This window comes from Campylobacter sp. CFSAN093249, assembly GCF_011067895.1.
GTDB classification, from domain to species: Bacteria; Campylobacterota; Campylobacteria; order Campylobacterales; family Campylobacteraceae; genus Campylobacter_D; species Campylobacter_D jejuni.
The window spans coordinates 1-21,545 of sequence record NZ_JAAMWM010000001.1 but is presented as its reverse complement, the minus strand read 5'-3'; the positions used below and the strand labels follow the sequence as shown (position 1 = coordinate 21,545).

Sequence of the window (21,545 nt, the reverse complement as noted above, 5' to 3'; positions counted from 1 at the left end):
GATGCGTGAGCTTATCGAAGGTTATTTGGGTAAGAGCATTGAGGGCAAAAAAAGTAAAATGCCTGCGAAATTAGACTTTATCCAAAGCGCCTCAGGGCTTTTTTTAGGTCTTTTTATGTGGGTGCATATGCTTTTTGTTTCTACAATTTTAGTCAGTGAGGATTTTTTTAATTCTGTGGTACATTTTTTAGAATTAAAATTTGTTTACGATAATCCTGTTATGAGTTATCTTACTTCATTTTTAGCCGCCTGTGTTTTAGTGGTTTTTTTCGTTCATGCTTTACTTGCAATGAGAAAATTTCCTATTAATTACCGTCAGTATCAAATACTAAGAACACACAGTAAAAAAATGAATCACAGCGATACTTCGTTATGGTGGGTTCAAGCTTTTACAGGTTTTATTATGTTTTTCTTAGGTTCTGCTCATCTTATTTTTATTGTAACCAATGCAGATAAAATCAGCGGCGATATGTCAGGAGATAGGGTTGTAAGTCATTTTATGTGGCTTTTTTATGCTGTTCTTTTAGTCTGTGTTGAACTTCATGGAAGTATAGGGCTTTATAGACTTTGTGTTAAATGGGGTTGGTTTGAAGGAAAAAATGTAAAAGAAAGTCGCAAAAAGCTTAAAACTGCTAAATGGATAATCAGTATTTTCTTCCTAGTTTTAGGTGTGTTAAGTCTTGCAGCATTTATAAAAATAGGTTATGAAAACTACCAAAATCAAACCCAAACTACTGCGATGATAAAAAACTACAATGGAGCAAATTATGAATATACAATATAGTGATGCTTTAGTAATAGGCGGAGGATTAGCAGGTCTTAGAGCGGCTATTGAAGTAGCAAAGAGTGGCCAAAGTGTAACACTTTTAAGTATTTGTCCAGTGAAGCGTTCTCACTCTGCAGCGGTGCAAGGAGGTATGCAGGCAAGTTTAGCAAATGGGGCAAAAGGTGAGGGTGATAATGAAGATCTTCACTTCGCAGATACAGTAAAAGGAAGTGATTGGGGCTGTGATCAAGAAGTAGCAAGAATGTTTGCTCAAACTGCGCCAAAAGCAGTGCGTGAGCTTGCGGCTTGGGGTGTGCCTTGGACTAGAGTTACTAAAGGTCCAAGAACTGTTGTAATCAATGCACAAAAAACTGTGATTGAAGAAAAAGAAGAAGCGCACGGGCTTATTAATGCTAGAGATTTTGGTGGAACTAAAAAATGGAGAACTTGCTATATCGCAGATGCAACAGGGCATTGTATGCTTTATGGTGTAGCAAATGAAGCTATTAAACATCAAGTAAAAATTATTGATAGAATGGAAGCAGTAAGAATTATCCATGATGGTAAAAAATGCTTAGGTGTGATTGCTAGAGATTTAACCAATGGACAACTCATTGCTTATATCGCAAGAGGAACTATGATAGCAACAGGGGGCTATGGTAGAATTTATAAACAAACTACAAATGCGGTAATTTGTGAAGGAACAGGTGCTGCTATCGCTCTTGAAACGGGACTTTGTAGACTTTCAAATATGGAAGCAGTGCAATTTCACCCAACTCCTATTGTACCAAGCGGTATTTTGCTTACTGAGGGCTGTCGTGGTGATGGTGGAATTTTACGTGACGTGGATGGATATCGTTTTATGCCTGATTACGAACCAGAGAAAAAAGAACTTGCAAGCCGTGATGTGGTAAGTCGTAGAATGATGGAGCATATTCGCAAAGGTAAAGGTGTAAAAAGTCCTTATGGGGATCATTTATGGCTTGATATTTCTATATTGGGTCGTGCTCATGTGGAAAAAAATCTCCGCGATGTACAAGATATTTGCAAAACTTTCAATGGTATTGATCCAGCAGATGAAGGTCCAAAAGGTTGGGCGCCAGTTCTTCCAATGCAGCATTATTCTATGGGTGGAATTAGAACTAAACCAACAGGTGAAAGTCAATGGTTAAACGGACTTTTTGCTTGTGGAGAAGCAGCTTGCTGGGATATGCACGGATTTAATCGTTTAGGTGGAAATTCATGTGCTGAAACTGTTGTAGCAGGTATGATAGTGGGAGATTATTTTGCAGATTATTGTAAGAATAATGGTGAAGTAATTGACACAAATGTAGTAAAAGACTTCTTAACTAAAGAGTATCAATATTTAAAATCTTTAGTAGATAAAGAAGGTAAATATAATGTTTTTGAAATTAAAAATAGAATGAAAGAAATTATGTGGGATAAGGTGGCCATCTTTAGAACAGGTGAAGGTTTGAAAGAAGCAGTAGATGAACTTGAAAAACTTTATAAAGATTCTCAAGATGTTAAAGTACATTGTAAAGAACTTGATTGTGCAAATCCAGAGCTTGAAGAAGCGTATAGAGTGCCAAGAATGTTAAAAATAGCACTTTGCGTAGCTTATGGAGCGCTTTTAAGAACAGAAAGTCGTGGGGCGCATTATAGGGAAGATTATCCAAAAAGAGATGATTTAAATTGGATGAAAAGAACCAATACTTTTTGGGTAGAAGGCGAAACCTTACCACGCATAGAATATGAAGAGCTTGATATTATGAAAATGGAAATTCCACCAGCATTCCGTGGATATGGAGCTAAAGGAAATATTATAGAAAATCCTTTAAGTGAAAAACGCCAAGCTGAAGTGGATGCAATACGTGAAAAAATGGAAGCTGAAGGCAAAGGTCGTTATGAAATTCAAAACGCTTTAATGCCTTATGAATTACAAGCTAAATATAAAGCACCAAACCAAAGAATAGGAGTTGATTATGAGTAGAAAATTGACAATAAAGGCATTTAAATATAATCCTTTAAGCAAAATTTCTAAACCACATTTTGTGACTTATGAGCTTGAAGAAACTCCTTTTATGACGGTTTTTGTATGTTTGACTTTGATCCGTGAAAAAATGGATGCGGATCTGAGTTTTGACTTTGTTTGTCGTGCAGGGATTTGCGGATCTTGTGCAATGATGATTAATGGAGTGCCAAAACTTGCTTGTAAAACTTTAACTAAAGATTATCCTGATGGAGTGATAGAGCTTATGCCTATGCCTGCATTTAGGCATATTAAAGATTTAAGCGTGAATACAGGCGAGTGGTTTGAAGACATGTGTAAACGCGTTGAAAGCTGGGTGCATAATGAAAAAGAAACTGATATTTCTAAACTTGAAGAACGCATTGAGCCAGAAGTTGCGGATGAAACTTTTGAACTTGATCGTTGTATAGAGTGTGGAATTTGTGTAGCTTCTTGTGCAACTAAACTTATGCGCCCAAATTTCATAGCTGCTACAGGACTTTTAAGAACAGCTAGATATTTACAAGATCCGCATGACCATAGAAGTGTGGAAGATTTTTATGAATTAGTAGGCGATGATGATGGTGTTTTTGGTTGTATGTCATTGCTTGCTTGTGAAGATAATTGCCCTAAAGAATTACCTTTGCAAAGTAAAATCGCTTATATGAGAAGACAACTTGTCGCTCAAAGAAACAAATAAATCTTTCCCCTTTTTAAGGGGAAGATTATGAAAGAATTATTCCAAAAAATTTGGCAAAATGAACTTCAATTTTTAAATTTTGATGCTAAATTTCAAGATAAAAACAAACTTAATACGGCCGAGTGTGCGATTATTTTAAGTGTCAATAAAGACAATTATGAAAGATATTTTCTCTTAAAAGAATTTCAAGAGCTTTGCAAAAAAATTGATTTAAGAGTGGATATTTTTAGTATACAAAATGCTCAAATTTGTATTTTAAATTTTTTTAAATCAGGTTTTATTTCAAAGCAAGATTTGCTTAAGGCTCTAAAAATTTTAGAAAAAATTTCAAAAAATACTGAAATGCTTGATTTTATTTCACAAGAAAAAGTTCAAAGTATAGATCAAAAAGCTTTATTTCAAAATGATTTTAAAGAATTAAACACCATTAATTTAGAGCTTCAAAAGCTAAGTTTTGATGAAAATTTAAAATCAAGACTTCAAAAAACTTTGGAAAAATTTCAAAATTTAGAGTTTAATATAGCCATCACTGGCGTGATGAATGCAGGAAAATCAAGTCTTTTAAATGCTCTTTTAAAAGAAGATTTTTTAGGGGTTTCAAACATACCTGAAACAGCTAATTTAACAGTATTAAGCTATGGTAAGAGTGAAGAAGCAAAGATATATTTTTGGGATAAAAAAGAATGGCAAAATATACTTGAAAGTTCGCACTTTAATGCAGATTTAAAAGAATTTATTGACAAGCTGGATAAGAGTGTAAATATAGAGGATTTTATCAAGGATAAACCTTTAATACAAAATATCGCACTTTGTGAACTTAAAAATTTCAGTTCAGCTAAAAATAAAATTTCAGCTTTAATTAGAAAAATAGAAATTAAAAGTCATTTAGATTTTTTAAAAAATAATATTTCCATAGTTGATACTCCAGGGCTTGATGATGTTGTAGTTCAAAGAGAAATTGTTACAAATGAGTATCTTAGAGAAAGTGATTTTTTAATTCATTTAATGAATGCTTCTCAAAGCTTGACTCAAAAAGATGCAGACTTTTTGGTGCATTGTCTTTTAAATTCAAGGCTGAGTAAGTTTTTAATTGTTTTAACTAAAGCGGATTTGTTAAGCAAAAAGGATTTAGAAGAAGTCATTGTTTATACCAAGGAAAGCTTAAAATCAAGACTTGTGGATTTAGATGAAAATTTAGTGGAAAAGATTGATTTTTTATGTGTGAGTGCTAAAATGGCAAGTGATTTTTATAAGGGTTTAGCACCTAAGGAAAGTTTGCAAAAAAGTGGTATGCAAGAATTTGAAAACTATCTTTTTAACGAGCTTTATGCAGGAGAAAAAAGCAAGATTGCCTTAAGAGCTTACAAAAAAGAATTACATTTGGAACTTAAAAATATTCTAAGCGAATATGAAATGCAAAATCGTCTTATTAAGGAGAATAAACAAGGTGTAAGTGAAGAAAATCAAAAGCTTTTACTTGAACTTCAAAAGCAAAATATCTTATTAAAAGAAGCACAAGATGAAATTTCAAATTCCGTTGCAAAACTTAAAAATATAGATAGTGGCATAGATAATCTTGTTTTACTTTTGGCTAAAAAATTAAAAGAACGCTTGATAGATGAGTTTAAATATTTGAAAAATAATGCACAAAAGCTTAATCTTTCTCGTATTTTAAATATAGTTGATATTACCACAAAAGATGGGATTAATGATATTTTAAGAGAAATTAAATTTGAAAATATTAAAAAAATCGAGGAGCTTAAAACAAATTTATCTTTAAAATATGATTTTTTAAAAGATGATTTTGATAATGGTTTTGAAGGTTTTAAAGATGGAATTTCAAAAAATATAGATAGTATTTTTCAAAGCGAAAAATTTGCACTTTTAAGATTGAAAATTGAAAAATTAAGCAATCTAAAATCAGATTTATATGAGCTTGAAACGAATTTAGATACGGTTATTTTTGATACTTTTAAAGAATTTAAAATGAGCGAAATTTTAAACTCTTTAAATATCAATGGAGCATTTTTTGAGTTTTTAAATGATAAATTAAAACATTATGAAAAAAATCAAAAATCAAAATTAGAAAGTCTTGAAAAAGTTTTACAGAGTCTGAAAAATCAAGATGCCAATATTTTAAATTCTTTTAAAGAAAATTTAGAAAAAATTGAAAAATTAAAACAACTTGAAATGGGGCTTTTAAATGCAGATTAATCTTTTAAATGATTTTATAAAAGCCTATGAAAATACTTATAGTGTGAGTTTTGATGATAGTTTTAAAGGGCGTATTCAAGAGCTTTGCAAGGAACTTAACGAGCCTTTTATGCACGCAAGTTATGCTTTAGAAAATGAATTAAAAGAGCTTGTGTTTTCTTTGGATAAGAATGTTAATATCGCTATTATAGGGCAGTTTTCAAGTGGTAAATCAAGTTTGCTAAATTTGATCTTAGGGCGTGATTGTTTGCCTACGGGTGTTGTTCCTGTTACTTTTAAACCTACTTTTTTACGCTATGCAAAAGAATATTTTTTAAGAGTAGAATTTGAAGATGGAAGTGATATTATCACAAATATAGAAAAATTAGCCTTTTATACGGATCAAAGAAATGAAGTAAAACAAGCAAAAAGTTTGCATATTTTTGCACCCATTCCTTTGCTTGAAAAAATCACTCTTGTAGATACTCCAGGTTTAAATGCAAATGAAAATGATACTTTAACAACTCTTGATGAGCTTAAAAATATTCATGGAGCGATTTGGTTAAGTTTGATTGATAATGCAGGTAAAAAAAGTGAAGAAGATGCCATAAAAGCAAATTTAGAACTTTTAGGAGAAAATAGCATTTGTGTATTAAATCAAAAAGATAAATTAAGCACAGAAGAGCTAGATAATGTTTTAAATTATGCAAAAAGTGTGTTTTTAAAATATTTTAATGAGCTTATTGCCATTTCTTGCAAAGAGGCTAAAGATGAGCAAAGCTATGAAAAATCTAATTTTCAATCTTTGCTTGATTTTTTAACTCAGCTAGATACAACAGTTTTAAAAGAAAAATTTGTTAAAAGAAAAATTTTAAATTTATGCGAAATTTTAGAAGATGAAAACCAACTTTTTGTAGGTATTTTTGATCGTTTATTAAATCAATTTCAAAGTTATGAAAAGCATTTACTTTTAGCGTATGAATTTTTTTTAAAAGAGATTGAAATTTTAAATCATCAGATTTTAGAACAGCTTAAAAGCATTAGCGAAAGAATTTCTAGTGAAATTTTTGCAAGTGTTAAGGAAAAAGATGCTTATTTTTACAAAGAAAGCAAAGGATTTTTAAAGAAAGATTTATACACAAGATATGATTATAAAGCGCCTTATATTTCAAGCGACGATGCTTTTTTGGCGATGTTTTACAATAGTGATGTAATGAGTAAAGAGTTTAAAAAAATCAAAAATGAACTTTATAAATCTTTTGAAGAAATCAAGATGAAATTAAAAGATTTTATAAACATACTTGAAAGAGAAATTTTGCTTTTTAAAGCAGAATTTTCAAACATACAAAAAGATCACATTTTCCAAAGTGATAAAAATTTTAGTGAATTAAGAGCTTTTTGCAATGCAAGTGATGAGTACTTTTTGAAAGATTTTAAGGAGCTTTTATTTAAAAGTATTTTAGAGCTTGATTTATTTTTTGAAAAATTAAATCTTAAGGCTTTTACAAATTATGAAAATGCTACGAAACTAAGCCTCGCATTTTTTAGTCGTAAAATCAATGAAAGTCGTGTTCTTTATGAGCTTGATAGTTCTGAATTCGTACTTTTTTATCCTAAAAAAAGCGAAATTTATGAAAGAGTTTTAAATGAATTAAATGTTTATGAGTTTGAAACTTTGCTTATTAATAAGCCTATTTTGACAAAAATTGCAAAAAATTTTTTAGAACAAAGTCAAAATTTAATCCAAGAAAAAAATAAATTTTTAGATCTTAAAAAAGCAGAACTTCAAAAAAGAAGAGTACAGATTTTAAATGTTAGAGAAAGTATAAAGGAAGATTAATGAGAATATTTTTAGCTTTATTTTTATTTTTTAATTCATTACTTGCATTAAGTGAATTAGAAGAAGGTTTAAAACTTTATGAAGCAAATAAATTTGATAAAGCTTATGAAATTTTTAAAAGCCTTTGTGAAAAAGATATTTCTAAAGCTTGTTTTTCTTTAGCTTTTATGTACGAAAGTGCTAAGGGTATGAGTAAGGATTTAAATCAAGCTTATAAATTTTATGATAAAGCTTGTAAATTGGGTTTAGCAAGTGCGTGTTCTAATATGGCTTTGCTTTTGCAAAATCAAGGTTATAAAAATGAAGCTCTTTTGGCTTTTAATAAAGCTTGTACTTTAGGAGAATCGTTAAGTTGTAATAATATAGCTTTATTTTATGAAAAAGAAAAAGATGGACAAATGGCCTCAAGTTTTTATAAAAGATCTTGTGATTTAAAAAATGCAAGAGCTTGTTATCAATTAGGGTCTTTATATGATAAAGGAGAGCTTGTTAAAGCAAGTGTAAAATCTGCCCTTGCTTTTTATTCTAAATCTTGCACTTTAGGTTTTGGTGAGTCTTGTTATTTGTTAGGACGCTATAATCAACTAGAAAAACAAGATTTAACAAAGGCAAAAAGATATTTTGGTATGGCTTGTGATCAAAAACATCAAGAAGCTTGTGCAGCTTATAAAGAACTTAATTCTAAAGATATAGAGCTTTATTAAAAGTTCTATTTTCATTACTTTCAAAGATATTCTTAAATAAAATTAAGAATAACACAAAATTTATCGCTTTTTAAAGTTAAATTTATATTAATAGGGCTAATATAGTCTTGTTTAAATTATTATCAAGGAGAAGTAATGCAAGACAATATTATTGATCGCAGAAGCTTTTTTAAACTAGGGCTTTTAGGTGGTTCTGTAGTAGCAGCTAGTACTATAGGTGGCGGTGCTGTTTTAAAGGCAGCAGAACTTACGCATTCGCATCAAGCTTCACAAGGAAAATCAAATAAAGTTAGAGGTAGAATGTTTTTTCAAACTCAAACTGAATTTGATACCTTAAGTGCAGCCTGTGAAAGAATTTATCCTAAAGATGAGCAAGGAGAAGGAGCTATAGGTTTAGGCGTACCTTATTTTATCGATAATCAGCTAGCTAGTGCTTATGGTTATAATGATAGAGAATATATGCAAGGACCTTTCATTGAGGGTAAAGCTGAACAAGGCTATCAAACTCCTATGCAACGCAAAGATATTTTTTTAGAAGGTGTGCATGCTCTTGAAGAAAATGCTCAAAAGCGTTATAAAAAATCTTTTTCTCTGCTTAAAGGTGGAGATCAGGATAAAATTCTAAGCGATTTTGAAAAAGGAAAAATTCAAACTACGGGTTTTAAATCTTCTTATTTTTTCACTCTTTTAAGAGATATGACAGTAGCTGGAGTTTTAGCTGATCCAATTTATGGCGGAAATGATAATAAAAATGGTTGGAGAATGATGCAATATCCAGGCGCACAAATGAGCTATGTGGATAAAATTGCAAGTGATGAATTTTTTAACATTGAACCTATGAGTTTAGCAGATATGGAGAGTTAAAATGGCTGAAGTATTAAAAAAAGTAGATGTGGTAACAGTTGGGGCAGGATGGACTGGAGGTATAGTGGCTGCAGAGCTTACTAAAGCAGGTTTGAATGTACTTGGTTTAGAACGCGGACATATGCAAAGTACTGAAAATTTTAATTTTATCCATGATGAGTGGAGATACGGGATTAATTATGGTTTGATGCAAGATTGCTCGAAAGACACTGTGACTTTTCGCCATGATCCTAGTGGTTTAGCCTTGCCTTATCGTAAAATGGGTTCGTTTTTATTGGGTAATAATGTTGGCGGTGCAGGGGTGCATTGGAATGGTTGGACTTTTAGGTTTATGCCTTATGATTTTGAAATTCAAACCCTAAGCAAACAAAGATATGGTAATAAATTAGGTAATGATTATACCTTGCAAGATTGGGGTGTGACTTATAAGGATATGGAGCCTTATTATGATAGATTTGAAAAAACCTGTGGGGTATCAGGTGAGTCAAATCCTTTAGCGGAAAAAATGGGAGCTTTTAGATCCAGTCCTTATCCACAAGAACCTCTTGAAAATACTAAAATGCTTAAACGATTTGAAAGTGCAGCAAAAAGTTCAAATTTACACACTTATCGTTTGCCAGCTTCAAATTCTAAAGGTGGCTATACAAACCCTGATGGTCAAGATTTAGCTCCTTGTCAATACTGTGCGTATTGTGAGCGTTTTGGTTGTGAGTATGGCGCAAAAGCAAGTCCTTTAAACACAGTAATTCCAAAGGCTATGAGCACAGGTAAATACACTATACGCACTTATAGCAATGTAACGCAAATTCTTAAAAAAGACGGAAAAGTAACGGGGGTAAAATTTGTCGATACTAGAACGATGAAAGAGTATATTCAACCTGCTGATATAGTTGTGCTTACAAGTTATATGTTTAACAATGCTAAGCTTTTAATGGTAAGCAACATAGGTGAGCAATACGATCCAAAAACAGGTAAAGGAACTTTAGGTAGAAATTATTGTTATCAAATGAACATGGGTACAACAGCTTTCTTTGATGAGCAATTTAACACCTTCATGGGTTCAGGTGCTTTGGGAACTACGAGTGATGATTTTAACGGAGATAATTTTGATCATTCTAAGGAAAAATTCCTTCATGGAGCTATGATTTATAGCGTTCAGCTTGGAACTCGCCCTATACAATCAGCCCCACTTCCAGCAGGAGCTCCAACTTGGGGTGCTGAATTTAAAAAAGCATTAAACTATAATTTCACAAGAGCTATTACCGTAGCAGGACAAGGTGCTTCTTTGCCTCATAAGAATAATTATTTAAGTCTTGATCCAACTTATAAAGATGCTTTTGGTATGCCACTTTTACGCTTAACTTATAATTTCACTGATCAAGATAGAGCTTTGCATAAATTTATCACAGATAAAACAGCTGAGGTAGCAAAAAGAATGCAAGGAGTAAAATCAATCAAAAAAGGTGCTTATCTTAAGGATTATAGCGTTGTGCCTTATCAATCTACTCATAACACAGGTGGAACAACCATGGGTGCAGATAGAGAAACTAGTGTGGTTAATACTTATTTACAACACTGGGATGCGGATAATCTTTTTGTTGTAGGAGCAGGAAATTTCCAACACAATAGTGGATATAATCCAACTGATACTGTAGGAGCTTTGGCTTATCGCTGTGCTGAAGGTATTTTAAAGTATCATAAAAGTGGAAAAAGCTTAGCTTGATAATAACTTGAGAGTTTTTGAAAACTCTCAAGATTATAAATTTTTAATTTTCTTCCGATATAGTATAATATCAAGGAAGGCAAAAATGATTAATGGTGTAAATTCTTATTTAAACTACAATTATACAAAAAGGCAAATGTAGTCTGCTCTTGGTGGTTGGAATCCAAGATTATTTTAATAAAATATCATAAAAAAAGGGTTTTCTATGGTAAATTTTGATACTCAATATACAAATATCAATTATCCAAATAATAACACAAGCAATAAAAAAGCTGTGCTTAAAAATGATGATGATGCTTATTATGAATCCATAATAAAAAATTTGGAGATCTTGAAAAATTTAAAGAAGAAAATGGCTATAATGGATCTCCTGATGTAAAAGAAGTAGAAAACTCTTTATATAAAAGATATATGGAAGATAGACTAAGCAAGGATGAAATAAAAATACTTAATAAATTTGGCACAGACTATCTTACAGAAGGCGTAGATTTGTCCGCACTTCATAAACGAAAAGTTGATCTTTTAAAAACTCTTACAAGTATGAATGAATTTGAGAAAATATGGGGTGCTGAAAGGGCACAAAGAGAAAAACAATTCTTTAATGAACTTGGTAAGCCACTTACTCAAGAAGATATAGATAGGTTCTTAACTAATAAAAACAATCAAAAAGAAGACAAAGAAGCTTTCAAACCTATACAAGCAGAAAGTAAAAACAAAGAAACTTACAAAGATGATAATACAAGAAACGAGCTTGTAAAAAAACTATTAGAAGGTAAATTTAGCACTAGCAAAGAATTAGAAATTCTTTTTGGTGTGAAATTTAGTGATGATGATGCAGGAGAATTTAATAAAATTCTTTCTTTAAATTCTGCACCAAAAAGTATAGATATAAAAGCTTGAAAATGCAAAAATTTAAATTATAAAAAAGAAAAAATGTTAAATATCTTAACATACAAATTCAAGTCATCGTTTTTATAAGGAAATTTTTTATTTAAATTAAGAATTTTAAGATGCGATATTGAATTTAATGTCGTTATTTTGTGAGTTTTGTTGATAAGTTCTAGCAACAAAATTTTTAAAGTCTTTATCAAAATTTGAATTTTTATCGTTGTTTTTTGAATCTTTATCTGTTTTTTCTAAGCTATTTTCTGAATTTTTGTCATCTTTTTCTTTATTTTCTTCTTCTTTTTCTTTGGCTTCTTCGGCTTTAAGCTTCATTGCTTCAGCTCTTGCTTCAAATTCCATTTTTGCAGCATTTGCTGCAACTTTATAGTCTTGTGGGCTAGGATCAGCAGGAGCCATAGCTGCTGCTGCGATTTGTCTTGCATTGGCTATAGTTTCTTCTGGTGTGTTTCCTTTTTGCATGCTGATAGGAACTTCACCCGCTGTAGCATACATTTGATTATCAGGGCCTCTTGTATAAGTAAAACTTGCAGCACCTGCTAAGCCGCCACCCGCTGCTTGATGCGCAGCTTCATGAGCCTTTACATTTCTATCGATACTTTGGAGTTCGCGAACTTGAGCTACTTCTTTTTGGCTTAGCTCTACGCCATTAACCATTTGGGTTTGTTCGCCATTTTTTTCTTTATCATCTTTATTTTCACTAAGATTTTTTTCATCTTTTTGAGTGGAATCAGATTGATTTGTTTTATCAAAAGAAGGTTTGCTAGAGTAGTAATCATAAGAGTTATAACTTGAACTAATTTGCATTTATCCTCCTTTTTGTTTTTTAAATTTTTAGGAATTTTAACGCATTTTGACTTAAAAATTTGATAAATTTTGTAAAATAATCATAAATACAATTTCAAAGGAATGTAATGATTTATGAAAATGATTTGATTTATATAGAGAAAGAGGAGGCTCAAGTGCCTTGGCTTAAAATTTTTACTAAAGAAATTTATAAAGAATTTAGCGATTGTCCTTTAGAGTTGCAAAAGGAACTTTTTGAAAAAATTTTACTTTGTGAAAAGGCTATGATAGAATTTTACAAACCTGAAAAAATCAATATCGCCTCTTTTGCAAATTATGTGCCAAGGGTGCATTTTCATGTTATGGCAAGATTTAAAGAAGATGCGTTTTTTCCAGAGTGTATGTGGGGAAAACAGCAAAGAGAAACAATAAAGCTTGATTTGCCTAAATTTGAAGAATTTGTAAAATTTTTAAATAGTAAAATTTTTTGATTTTTATTAATGATTTGTTATGTTTTATCTAATAAAATTTTTATATTGAAAATTACTATAAAAAAGGAAAAAAATGAAAAAAGTTTTATTGAGTTCATTGGTTGCGGTGTCTTTGTTAAGCACAGGTTTGTTTGCTAAAGAATATACTTTAGATAAAGCACATACAGATGTAGGTTTTAAAATCAAACATTTACAAATTAGCAATGTAAAAGGAAATTTCAAAGATTATTCTGCGGTGATTGATTTTGATCCTGCGAGTGCTGAATTTAAAAAGCTTGATGTAACTATAAAAATCGCATCTGTAAATACAGAAAATCAAACAAGAGATAATCACTTACAACAAGATGATTTTTTCAAAGCAAAAAAATATCCTGATATGACTTTTACAATGAAAAAATATGAAAAAATCGATAATGAAAAAGGCAAAATGACAGGAACTTTAACTATAGCTGGAGTTTCTAAAGATATCGTTTTAGATGCTGAAATCGGCGGTGTAGCTAAAGGCAAAGATGGAAAAGAAAAAATAGGATTTTCTTTAAATGGAAAAATCAAACGCTCTGATTTTAAATTTGCAACAAGTACTTCAACTATTACTTTAAGTGATGATATTAATTTAAATATCGAAGTTGAAGCAAACGAAAAATAATTTTTTAGTCTAAGAGTCTTGCTCTTAGACTTTGTAAATTTTTATCCAAATTTTCTTCACTTTCTTGCCAAATCAATTTAAAATCCGGTTTAAAATTTTCATTTTCTAAATTAAATTCCGTGTTTTTCAAGGTGGATTCTAAAAAAGCAAGATGATTTAAAGCTTGATTTTTATCATTAAAAATTAAAATAAAATCATTTTCTACGATAAAAATTTTTGCTCTAAAGCGTTTTAAAATTTTTGCAATTTGTTTTAAAATGAGTTTGGTATAGCTTTCTTTGGTATCTTTTAGTTCATTAAAATGAAGCAAGGCAATGATATAGTTGTTTTTTCCTTTTGTAAAGCGTGTAAGGCTTTTTTCATTGGGTAGCTTTGTTAAGGTGTCAAAAAAAGCTAACCTATAAGCGTGATTTAAAAGATAAAAACAAAAAACCAAACTTGCAAATTCAAAATATCTTATTCCTGTTCCTTCTTGGAATAAAAACTGAAAATATGCAGCAAAAAATGCGATAAGAAAATAATATTCTTTAGTTTTAAAAGTTTTGATAAAAATGAGTATTAAGCCGACTAAAAAAAATAAAAATCCTAATTCACTCACAGGTTTAAAAAAATTTAATGTAATAAAATGGAATTCTAAACCAGCGCTATTGAAAGTAGTATTTCTAGGTAAAATGATGCTTAAAACGCCTATAAAAATAAGGGTTGTAATTGAGGCGATATTTTTTTTATTTAAAATTAAAACATGATGTTTTCCAAGGCAAAATAGAGTAAAAATCATAGGTAAAAACAAAGCCACAAATAAATTAGCTTGAAAAAAACTTGTATAAAAATAAGGCAGCTTAGCTCCTAGTAATACTAAAGTCAAAAAGAAAATTTTTGAATTTTTAAAGTAAAAGGATAGCACAAGAGCTGAAATTTCAAAAATAAAACTCAATGATATTAAAAAATCTAATAAAAACATTTCAAATCCTTGATTTTAATAAAAGTGATAATTGTATAGAAAAAAGCTTAAAAGCGGATTTTATTTAAATTTAGCAATCTCATCTTGTATAGTTTGTTCTATATGGAGTAATTCTTCATGAGTTTTTTTACTATTTTCTAAAAGTTCATCAAATTTAAAGCCAAGCATAACAATACGATATAAATTGGGTTTATATTTTCTCCAATTATATAAAGTGCTAACATCAATGTCTAGTTCATATGCCATATCACGCTTGCTCTTTTTTGTCATTTTTTACCTTAAAAATTTAGCCTTTAAAAAATTTTACATTAAAATTTCTTTATTAAAAACACTTGAAATATTCAATCTTTTATATAAAATATATTTAATATTTCAATATTAATTAAGTTATAGTATGGAATAATAGTTTTTATAAAATTTTTATTTAAGGAGAATTACATGGAAGGTGCAAGTGGCGGGTCTATTTTTGTAACAATATTATTGTTTGTATTATACATGTTGCCCGCTATTATTGGTTTGAGCAGAAAGCATTCTAATTGGCTGATAATTTCTTTGCTAAATTTGTTTTTTGGTTGGACTATTATTGTTTGGCTTGTTTGTTTAATATGGTCTTTTACGGGAAGTTTTAAGCAAACTATTATTATTAAAGAAAAAATGAGAAATAGGAGAAAAAATGACAAAATTTTTAAGCATTTGTAGTTTAATTGCGATGTTGTTAAGTGGTTGTGGAAGTGATTTTCCTGGACAACCTAGCGATGTGGCTAGAGTTCAGCAAAACAAATATCCAAATGGAAATTTAAAAGAAGAAATTCCCTATAATAAAGATTCAAGAATACATGGGTTAAAAAGAGCTTTTTATGACAATGGTCAGCTAAGAGCTGAAGAAAATTATAAAAATGGAAAAAAAGATGGAATTAGCAGGGAATATTCTAGAAATGGGCAATTACTTGAGGAGGTGCATTTTAAAGATAATCGCGGATATGGTGATTTTGTAAGCTATTATGAGAATGGAAATATGAGAGCAAAGGGAAAACTACTTGGCTATAATGAAGATGGTATGCCAGAATTTGAAGGTAATTACAAGGAATATTATGAAAATGGAACTTTAATGTGTGATTATAATTTTGATAATAAAGGTAAATTTGATGGAGTACAAAAGCGTTATGATGAAAATGGCGCCTTAGAAGACGAAGAAAATTATAAAAATGGACTTAAAAATGGAGTCTTTAGAGAATATAAAAAAAGGGGAGATTGTAAGAGAAGAAGAATATAAAAATGGTATTTTAGTAGCAAAACCTAAAAATTAGAGGAGTTTAGATATGTTTAAAAAAGTAATTTTATTTTTCTTAATGGGGTTTGCCTTGCTTCAGGCCAACTCATTAGACAAATGTGATAATACGGCAGTTGTTTCAAATCTTAAAGAAAAAATTCCTAGTGAAATTTTAAAAATCTTTACGAATTATCCGGACTTAAAGCCCAAGGGATTGATTATGAAGATTATGCAAAAGGCCTCAAAGAAATAGCCAAGCATGATGGAATGGTAAATTACACTGATATGATCGAAATTAATTCCATTTCAAATTTTGATCTTAATTTTGATTCTTGTATGGCTACGATTAATGCTGCATTAAAAGGGGAACAGAGAAAAGGTCTTTGGAGTGTTGTTTATAAGGTTTCTAACATAAATCAAGTGAAAATTACAGATATAACTTATATCAATGGAGATTTCCAATAATATTTTTATTAAAGTAAGTCAATAGAATTAATTTCATGACTTACTAATATTTTATACTCAATTAATTTCAAGTCTTTTTTTGATACAATTTCTTAAAAATTTTTATAAGTAAAAAATTTAAGGAAAATCATGGTTGAAGTAAAAAATCTTACTATGCGTTTTGCAAATCAGCTTTTATTTGAAAATGTTAATTTAAAACTTGTTCGAGGACAAAGATACGGACTTATCGGTGCTAATGGTGCGGGAAAATCGACTTTTTTAAAAATTCTTTCAGGAGAAATTGAGTCAAATAGTGGTGAAATAGTATTTGATGAAGGTTTAAAAATTGCAGTTTTAGGACAAGATCAATTTGCTTTTGAAAACTACACCATCAAAGATGCGGTGATGTGTGCAAATAAGCGTTTGTATGAGGCTTTAAAAGAAAAAGAAAAGCTTTATATGAGCGAGGAATTTACAGATGAGATCAATGAGCGTTTAGGTGAGCTTGAGATAATAACGGCTGAAGAAGATCCAAATTATGATTGTGAAACGCGTTGTGAAAAAATTTTAAGTTCTTTAAAGATTAAAGATTTTGATGCTTTAATGAGCACCTTACAAAGTGCGGATAAATTTAAAGTCTTACTAGCTCAAGTTTTGTTTTTGGGTGCGGATGTGCTTTTTTTAGATGAGCCTACAAATAACCTTGATTTAGAGGCGATTTCTTGGCTTGAAAATGAACTTTTAAGACATGAAGGAACTTTGGTTGTCATCTCTCACGATAGGCATTTTTTAAATAAAATTTGTACAAGAATTTTGGATGTGGATTTTAAACAAATTCGTGATTTTGCGGGAAATTACGATGATTGGTATATGGCTTCAACGCTTTTGGCAAAACAAGCTGAGCTTAAACGCGATAAAACCTTGAAAGAAAGAGAAGAATTAGAAAATTTTATTCGCCGTTTTAGTGCAAATGCTTCTAAGGCAAAACAAGCCACAAGCCGTGCTAAGGCACTTGAAAAACTAGAGCTTGAAGAGATTAAAATTTCAAGCCGTAGAGACCCTAGTATAGTGTTTAGAACCAATCGTGAAATAGGTAATGAAGTTTTAGAATTTAAAGGTATAGGCAAGGCTTATGATAAACAACTATTTTCAAACTTGGAGTTAAAAATAGAAAAAAATGATAAAATCGCTTTGATTGGGGCAAATGGTGTGGGCAAAAGTACTTTGGCAAAAATCATCGCTCATGCTATAAGTCCAGATAGTGGATCTATGCACCTTGGGGCAACTATAGAGCTTGGATATTTTCCTCAAGATACAAGTAATTTAATTTGTGAAAATTTGAAACTTTACGAATGGCTTATGAGTGAAAAATTTAAAGATCTAGATGAAATCCGCAAGTGTTTAGGTAGAATGCTTTTTAGTGGCAGCGATCAAGAAAAAATGGCAGCAAGTTTAAGTGGGGGTGAAAAACATCGTTTAATGCTTTCTCGTTTAATGCTAGAGCGTCCGAATTTCTTGCTTTTAGACGAACCTGATAACCATTTAGATCTTGAAAGTATTATTGCATTGGGTGAAGCTTTGTATAATTTCAAAGGTGTAGTGCTTTGTATCAGCCACGACAGGGAGTTAGTTTCTGCTTTTGCTAATAGAATTTGGCATTTAGAAAATGGTAAGCTTACGGATTTTCGTGGAACTTATCAAGAATTTTTAGGAGAAAATGATGGCTAAATTTAGAATTCAATACAGCGCAGGTTTTGGGCACTATACGCAAAATCACAAGGGTTTTGGGCCTACGATTTATATAGAAGAAGTCGTAGAGTTTGATAATGGCAAGGATTATTTTGATTATATAGATTTTTATAAAACTTATTCAAAGAGCGATGATACTTATTTTCATATCAGTTTTTTAGAAGATAGACCTCTAAGCGATAAAGAGATCACGATTCGCAATGAATACCGCAAAATGCGTGATGAAAACTGTAAAAAAGCCAAGGAAGAATTTATAGCCAATAATGAGCTTGATGTGGAGCATTTGCCTACTCATCATGATTGAAAAACATTAATTTTTTACATAAAAAAAGGAATACTTTTTGCTTGTATAGTTTTTGCATATTTTGAAAGGAGAAAACTATGCAGGTAAATTATAGAACGATCAGCTCGTATGAATACGATGCTATTAGTGGTCAGTATAAACAGGTGGATAAACAGGTTGAAGATTATTCTTCATCTGGAAATTCTGATTTTATGGATATATTAAATAAGGCAGATGAGAAGTCAAGCGGAGATGCTTTAAATTCTAGCAATAGTTTTCAAAGCAATGCGCAAAACTCAAATTCAAATTTAAGTAATTATGCTCAAATGTCAAATGTTTACGCTTATCGTTTTAGACAAAATGAAGGCGAGTTGTCTATGAGAGCTCAAAGTACTAGCGTTCACAATGATCTTGCGCAACAAGGTGCAAATGAACAAAGTAAGAATAATACTTTGTTAAATGATTTATTGAACGCAATTTAATCAAAAGCTCCATTTTGGAGCTTTTGTATTTACTTGCAAGAATTTATAATTTCTCTATTTCAAAAGGTGCAAAATTTTTACAAAAAATTTCAAATTCTTGCTCCTCTTTTTCATTTAATTTGATATGTAATATAGCTTTGCAATCCTTAAAATCTTTTGTGAAATTAAAAGAATAAGTTTTTAAAAAATGTTCAAAACGATTTAAATTTTTTAAATCAATAGCAATGGTTATATTTTTTTTCAATTCAAATGAAAGTAAAGAAGAATTATTGATCACGGCATTTGCCGCATCACTATAGGCTCTTACAAGTCCCCCTGTACCAAGTTTTATACCGCCAAAATATCTTACAGTGATTAAAGCCGCATTGATAAGATCATAGCCCCTAAGAACATTTAAAGTTGGCATTCCAGAAGTTCCTTTAGGCTCTCCATCATCACTTTTATCTTCTGCAATTTGATTAAAATCATTTAAAACACGATAAGCATAGACAAAATGAACGGCTTTTGGATGTTCTTTTTTTAGTGTTTCTATTAAAAATTTAAAATCTTTAAAAGGGCAAAGAAAAGATAAGAAAGTAGATTTTTTAATATCGATTTGTGTTTGAAAAATTTGATCAATAGTTTGCATTTTTGCCTTCTTTTATTTAAAATTATACTTATAAAAACTAAAATCAATTTGATGTTAATTTTTAAGATATTTGATATTTGTATGATTTGCATTGATATTTTAAGTTTAATTTTGTAAAATTTTCATTATGGAAAAAATCAAAAATTATAAACTTATCATCATTTTACTTAGTCTTGATTTGTTGGCTTTGCTTTATGGAATTTCAACACTGAGTATTAGTGCTGATGAAGCTGATATTTATTTTGGTGAGCAGGGTAAATCACTTATTTTTTCCCATAGTTTGCTTTATTATATATCTCATTTTGGAACTTTTATTTTTGGGCAAAATGATTTTGGTTTAAGGCTTCCTTTTTTATTTTTTCATTTTTTAAGTTGTTTGCTTTTGTATTTGCTAGCTTTAAAATATACTAAAACTAAAATTGATGCTTTTTTTGCTTTATTGTTATTTGTTTTATTGCCGGGTACTGTTGCAAGTGCTTTACTGGTTAATGCCGCATCTTTGGTGATTTTTTTAACCCTTGCTATATTATGTGCTTACGAATATGAAAAAAAATGGCTTTTTTATATATTATTGATTATAGTATTATTTGTTGATAAATCTTTTAATATTTTATTTTTAACTTTTTTCTTTTTTGGGATTTATAAAAGAAATGCTATTTTATTTACCTTATCTCTTGTTTTGTTTGGAGTGAGTATCAGTTTTTATGGTTTTGATACAGGTGGTCGTCCAAGAGGTTATTTTTTAGATACCTTAGGAATTTTTGCTGCATGTTTTTCTCCTTTGGTTTTTGTGTATTTTTTTTATACTATTTATCGTTTGACTTTTCAAAAATATAAAAATTTATTATGGTTTTTAATGAGCGTAACATTTGTATTTTGTTTGTTGCTTTCTTTAAGACAAAAACTTTTTTTAGATGATTTTTTGCCTTTTTGTGTTATTTGCACTCCTTTGCTTATAAAAACTTTAATGCAAAGTTATAGGGTGAGATTACCAGTTTTTCGATTAAGGTATAAAATCTTTATAGAATGTTCTATAATTTTTTTGATATTTTGTTACTTTTTAATCGTCGCTAATCAATTATTGTATTATTTTATAAACAATCCAAATCGTCATTTTGCCAATAATTATCATTTTGCTAAAGAATTGGCACTAGAATTAAAAAAACAAGATGTTTTAGAGCTTGCAACAGCCCCAAGTTTGCAAAAAAGATTGCGATTTTATGGAATAAAAAATAGCAATAAGTTTTATTTAAAAGCTTTAAAACAAGCTGATAAGTATGATATGGATAAAAAAATTGTTAAAGTAAAACTTGGAAAATATGAAAAAGTATATCAGATTTTAAACTATGATTAAAGCTTTCAGTTTGTTAGAATTTGTGTTTATAATTCTTATTTTAGGTATAGTTTTTAATTTAGGTAGTCTTTACTTAAAAAAAGACAATTTACTAGAAGGCGCAATACAAATTCTTAATGATATCCAATACACCCAAAGTTTAGCCATGATGCAAGAAGGTATAAGAGTTGATGAGTTGGCTATCGCAAAAAGAGAGTGGTTTAAAAGTAGGTGGCAGATTTATTTTATAAAATCAGCTGCCACAGGTTATGATCAAACATATACTATTTTCTTGGATAAAAATGGCGATGGAAATGCTAATTTAGGTAAAACTGAAATCAATATAGATAGAGAAATTGCTGTTGATGTAATCAATCATAACAAATTAATGAATTCAGGTCAAAGTGGAGTTATCAGTAAAGATGATGAAAAAACTACACAAAGATTTAATCTTACAAAAAGATTCGGAATAGAAAAGGTTGAATTTAAAGGATCTTGTTCAGGATTTGCTAGATTAGTATTTGATGAAATGGGCAGAGTATATTCTCCGTTAAAAAATGCCAATTATGCCTATGAAAAAACTTTAGCAAAGAATAATTCAGATTGCATTATACATTTGTTATCAAAAAAGCATGCTCTTTGTATCGTTATAGATACGCTTAGTGGTTATGCTTATATTCCAGATTTTAAAACACTTAAAAGTCAATTTGTTAATATAAAAAATAAAAATTACGAGTGCTCTAAAATATAACCCCCCCCCATTTTTAA

At 30.1% G+C, this 21,545-nt stretch carries 23 protein-coding genes and 2 pseudogenes; 21 read left to right on the top strand and 4 right to left on the bottom strand.

Features of this window, described 5'->3' with window-relative positions; genetic code table 11:
* Window position 1 precedes the first annotated feature (1 nt).
* The 10 genes and pseudogenes from FBF10_RS00115 to FBF10_RS08670 all read left to right on the top strand — a co-directional run.
* The gene (locus FBF10_RS00115) at window positions 2-784 is read left to right on the top strand and encodes a fumarate reductase cytochrome b subunit (protein ID WP_002854660.1); all 783 of its coding nucleotides are present in this window, start codon (window positions 2-4) and stop codon (window positions 782-784) included.
* Window positions 768-2,759: a fumarate reductase flavoprotein subunit gene (locus tag FBF10_RS00110; RefSeq protein WP_002861159.1), complete on the top strand. Its 1,992-nt coding sequence runs from the start codon at window positions 768-770 to the stop codon at window positions 2,757-2,759. Before FBF10_RS00115 ends, FBF10_RS00110 begins: the two co-directional genes overlap by 17 nt.
* Complete coding sequence (locus FBF10_RS00105) at window positions 2,752-3,477, top strand: fumarate reductase iron-sulfur subunit (RefSeq protein WP_002854302.1); 726 nt, start codon at window positions 2,752-2,754, stop codon at window positions 3,475-3,477. Before FBF10_RS00110 ends, FBF10_RS00105 begins: the two co-directional genes overlap by 8 nt.
* A gap of 27 nt (window positions 3,478-3,504) precedes the next feature.
* A complete protein-coding gene (locus FBF10_RS00100; RefSeq protein ID WP_002889034.1) occupies window positions 3,505-5,691 on the top strand; it encodes a dynamin family protein in 2,187 nt (728 codons plus the stop codon).
* Window positions 5,681-7,510, top strand: a complete 1,830-nt coding sequence (locus FBF10_RS00095) for a dynamin family protein (RefSeq protein WP_002874540.1) — start codon at window positions 5,681-5,683, stop codon at window positions 7,508-7,510. Before FBF10_RS00100 ends, FBF10_RS00095 begins: the two co-directional genes overlap by 11 nt.
* Window positions 7,510-8,214: a tetratricopeptide repeat protein gene (locus tag FBF10_RS00090; protein ID WP_002860264.1), complete on the top strand. Its 705-nt coding sequence runs from the start codon at window positions 7,510-7,512 to the stop codon at window positions 8,212-8,214. The genes FBF10_RS00095 and FBF10_RS00090 overlap by 1 nt, the downstream gene beginning before the upstream one ends.
* Window positions 8,215-8,349: 135 nt before the next feature.
* Window positions 8,350-9,078 carry a gluconate 2-dehydrogenase subunit 3 family protein gene (locus FBF10_RS00085; protein ID WP_002855611.1) on the top strand — a complete coding sequence of 243 codons (729 nt, stop codon included), beginning with the start codon at window positions 8,350-8,352 and terminating at the stop codon, window positions 9,076-9,078.
* A gap of 1 nt (window position 9,079) precedes the next feature.
* Window positions 9,080-10,801 carry a GMC family oxidoreductase gene (locus FBF10_RS00080; protein WP_002889035.1) on the top strand — a complete coding sequence of 574 codons (1,722 nt, stop codon included), beginning with the start codon at window positions 9,080-9,082 and terminating at the stop codon, window positions 10,799-10,801.
* A 205-nt stretch (window positions 10,802-11,006) separates the two neighbouring features.
* Window positions 11,007-11,180, top strand: a complete 174-nt coding sequence (locus FBF10_RS08675; RefSeq protein ID WP_002889036.1) for a hypothetical protein — start codon at window positions 11,007-11,009, stop codon at window positions 11,178-11,180.
* Window positions 11,181-11,467: 287 nt separating this feature from the next.
* A pseudogene (locus tag FBF10_RS08670) lies at window positions 11,468-11,701 on the top strand (hypothetical protein); the annotation flags it as partial.
* 105 nt (window positions 11,702-11,806) lie between these two features.
* On the opposite strand, the gene FBF10_RS00070 reads toward FBF10_RS08670, so the two are convergent.
* Window positions 11,807-12,511 (bottom strand): putative metalloprotease CJM1_0395 family protein, encoded by a 705-nt coding sequence (locus tag FBF10_RS00070; protein WP_002859493.1) that lies wholly within the window; start codon window positions 12,509-12,511, stop codon window positions 11,807-11,809.
* A gap of 107 nt (window positions 12,512-12,618) precedes the next feature.
* Here FBF10_RS00070 and FBF10_RS00065 point away from each other — a divergent pair, with 107 nt between their 5' ends.
* A complete protein-coding gene (locus tag FBF10_RS00065; protein ID WP_002855609.1) occupies window positions 12,619-12,981 on the top strand; it encodes an HIT family protein in 363 nt (120 codons plus the stop codon).
* A gap of 73 nt (window positions 12,982-13,054) precedes the next feature.
* Window positions 13,055-13,627: a YceI family protein gene (locus tag FBF10_RS00060; protein WP_002855621.1), complete on the top strand. Its 573-nt coding sequence runs from the start codon at window positions 13,055-13,057 to the stop codon at window positions 13,625-13,627.
* Window positions 13,628-13,631: 4 nt separating this feature from the next.
* Here FBF10_RS00060 and FBF10_RS00055 read toward each other — a convergent pair whose 3' ends face one another.
* Window positions 13,632-14,588 carry a hypothetical protein gene (locus tag FBF10_RS00055; protein WP_002889038.1) on the bottom strand — a complete coding sequence of 319 codons (957 nt, stop codon included), beginning with the start codon at window positions 14,586-14,588 and terminating at the stop codon, window positions 13,632-13,634.
* A gap of 60 nt (window positions 14,589-14,648) precedes the next feature.
* Complete coding sequence (locus FBF10_RS00050; RefSeq protein ID WP_002778401.1) at window positions 14,649-14,858, bottom strand: transcriptional regulator; 210 nt, start codon at window positions 14,856-14,858, stop codon at window positions 14,649-14,651.
* Between the two features lie 168 nt (window positions 14,859-15,026).
* Between FBF10_RS00050 and FBF10_RS00045 the strand changes: the two genes are divergently transcribed.
* The 7 genes and pseudogenes from FBF10_RS00045 (at window position 15,027) to FBF10_RS00020 (ending at window position 18,816) form a co-directional block, all read left to right on the top strand.
* A complete protein-coding gene (locus FBF10_RS00045; protein WP_052804098.1) occupies window positions 15,027-15,287 on the top strand; it encodes a superinfection immunity protein in 261 nt (86 codons plus the stop codon).
* Window positions 15,262-15,895 (top strand): annotated as a pseudogene (locus tag FBF10_RS00040) (toxin-antitoxin system YwqK family antitoxin). Before FBF10_RS00045 ends, FBF10_RS00040 begins: the two are co-directional and overlap by 26 nt.
* Window positions 15,896-15,907: 12 nt before the next feature.
* On the top strand, window positions 15,908-16,111 hold the full coding sequence (locus FBF10_RS08510) for a hypothetical protein (protein WP_002889040.1): 204 nt from the start codon (window positions 15,908-15,910) through the stop codon (window positions 16,109-16,111).
* A 14-nt stretch (window positions 16,112-16,125) separates the two neighbouring features.
* Entirely contained in the window at window positions 16,126-16,323 is a 198-nt protein-coding gene (locus FBF10_RS08505) for a hypothetical protein (protein WP_002889042.1), read from the top strand.
* Between the two features lie 129 nt (window positions 16,324-16,452).
* A complete protein-coding gene (locus FBF10_RS00030; RefSeq protein WP_002889044.1) occupies window positions 16,453-18,030 on the top strand; it encodes an ABC-F family ATP-binding cassette domain-containing protein in 1,578 nt (525 codons plus the stop codon).
* Window positions 18,020-18,355: a hypothetical protein gene (locus tag FBF10_RS00025; RefSeq protein ID WP_002859498.1), complete on the top strand. Its 336-nt coding sequence runs from the start codon at window positions 18,020-18,022 to the stop codon at window positions 18,353-18,355. Before FBF10_RS00030 ends, FBF10_RS00025 begins: the two co-directional genes overlap by 11 nt.
* 77 nt (window positions 18,356-18,432) lie before the next feature.
* Window positions 18,433-18,816: a hypothetical protein gene (locus FBF10_RS00020; protein WP_002889045.1), complete on the top strand. Its 384-nt coding sequence runs from the start codon at window positions 18,433-18,435 to the stop codon at window positions 18,814-18,816.
* A gap of 43 nt (window positions 18,817-18,859) precedes the next feature.
* Here FBF10_RS00020 and FBF10_RS00015 read toward each other — a convergent pair whose 3' ends face one another.
* Window positions 18,860-19,444, bottom strand: a complete 585-nt coding sequence (locus FBF10_RS00015) for a YigZ family protein (protein ID WP_002860257.1) — start codon at window positions 19,442-19,444, stop codon at window positions 18,860-18,862.
* Window positions 19,445-19,571: 127 nt separating this feature from the next.
* Here FBF10_RS00015 and FBF10_RS00010 point away from each other — a divergent pair, with 127 nt between their 5' ends.
* Together FBF10_RS00010 and FBF10_RS00005 are read left to right on the top strand one after the other, a co-directional pair.
* On the top strand, window positions 19,572-20,798 hold the full coding sequence (locus FBF10_RS00010; protein WP_002889046.1) for a hypothetical protein: 1,227 nt from the start codon (window positions 19,572-19,574) through the stop codon (window positions 20,796-20,798).
* Window positions 20,791-21,528 (top strand): ATP-binding protein, encoded by a 738-nt coding sequence (locus FBF10_RS00005; RefSeq protein ID WP_165433884.1) that lies wholly within the window; start codon window positions 20,791-20,793, stop codon window positions 21,526-21,528. Before FBF10_RS00010 ends, FBF10_RS00005 begins: the two co-directional genes overlap by 8 nt.
* Window positions 21,529-21,545: the final 17 nt, after the last annotated feature.

Bases quoted from the DNA above. Each gene is read 5' to 3' on its own strand.
- FBF10_RS00095 (WP_002874540.1), top strand. From the start codon at position 5,681: ATGCAGATTAATCTTTTAAATGATTTTATAAAAGCCTATGAAAATACT.
- FBF10_RS08510 (WP_002889040.1), top strand. From the start codon at position 15,908: ATGTTTAAAAAAGTAATTTTATTTTTCTTAATGGGGTTTGCCTTGCTT.
- FBF10_RS00045 (WP_052804098.1), top strand. From the start codon at position 15,027: ATGGAAGGTGCAAGTGGCGGGTCTATTTTTGTAACAATATTATTGTTT.
- FBF10_RS00105 (WP_002854302.1), top strand. From the start codon at position 2,752: ATGAGTAGAAAATTGACAATAAAGGCATTTAAATATAATCCTTTAAGC.
- FBF10_RS00055 (WP_002889038.1), bottom strand. From the start codon at position 14,588: ATGTTTTTATTAGATTTTTTAATATCATTGAGTTTTATTTTTGAAATT.
- FBF10_RS00030 (WP_002889044.1), top strand. From the start codon at position 16,453: ATGGTTGAAGTAAAAAATCTTACTATGCGTTTTGCAAATCAGCTTTTA.
- FBF10_RS00115 (WP_002854660.1), top strand. From the start codon at position 2: ATGCGTGAGCTTATCGAAGGTTATTTGGGTAAGAGCATTGAGGGCAAA.
- FBF10_RS08675 (WP_002889036.1), top strand. From the start codon at position 11,007: ATGGTAAATTTTGATACTCAATATACAAATATCAATTATCCAAATAAT.
- FBF10_RS00050 (WP_002778401.1), bottom strand. From the start codon at position 14,858: ATGACAAAAAAGAGCAAGCGTGATATGGCATATGAACTAGACATTGAT.
- FBF10_RS00090 (WP_002860264.1), top strand. From the start codon at position 7,510: ATGAGAATATTTTTAGCTTTATTTTTATTTTTTAATTCATTACTTGCA.
- FBF10_RS00005 (WP_165433884.1), top strand. From the start codon at position 20,791: ATGATTAAAGCTTTCAGTTTGTTAGAATTTGTGTTTATAATTCTTATT.
- FBF10_RS00070 (WP_002859493.1), bottom strand. From the start codon at position 12,511: ATGCAAATTAGTTCAAGTTATAACTCTTATGATTACTACTCTAGCAAA.
- FBF10_RS00020 (WP_002889045.1), top strand. From the start codon at position 18,433: ATGCAGGTAAATTATAGAACGATCAGCTCGTATGAATACGATGCTATT.
- FBF10_RS00065 (WP_002855609.1), top strand. From the start codon at position 12,619: ATGATTTATGAAAATGATTTGATTTATATAGAGAAAGAGGAGGCTCAA.
- FBF10_RS00085 (WP_002855611.1), top strand. From the start codon at position 8,350: ATGCAAGACAATATTATTGATCGCAGAAGCTTTTTTAAACTAGGGCTT.
- FBF10_RS00025 (WP_002859498.1), top strand. From the start codon at position 18,020: ATGATGGCTAAATTTAGAATTCAATACAGCGCAGGTTTTGGGCACTAT.
- FBF10_RS08505 (WP_002889042.1), top strand. From the start codon at position 16,126: ATGGTAAATTACACTGATATGATCGAAATTAATTCCATTTCAAATTTT.
- FBF10_RS00015 (WP_002860257.1), bottom strand. From the start codon at position 19,444: ATGCAAACTATTGATCAAATTTTTCAAACACAAATCGATATTAAAAAA.
- FBF10_RS00100 (WP_002889034.1), top strand. From the start codon at position 3,505: ATGAAAGAATTATTCCAAAAAATTTGGCAAAATGAACTTCAATTTTTA.
- FBF10_RS00110 (WP_002861159.1), top strand. From the start codon at position 768: ATGAATATACAATATAGTGATGCTTTAGTAATAGGCGGAGGATTAGCA.
- FBF10_RS00010 (WP_002889046.1), top strand. From the start codon at position 19,572: ATGGAAAAAATCAAAAATTATAAACTTATCATCATTTTACTTAGTCTT.
- FBF10_RS00080 (WP_002889035.1), top strand. From the start codon at position 9,080: ATGGCTGAAGTATTAAAAAAAGTAGATGTGGTAACAGTTGGGGCAGGA.
- FBF10_RS00060 (WP_002855621.1), top strand. From the start codon at position 13,055: ATGAAAAAAGTTTTATTGAGTTCATTGGTTGCGGTGTCTTTGTTAAGC.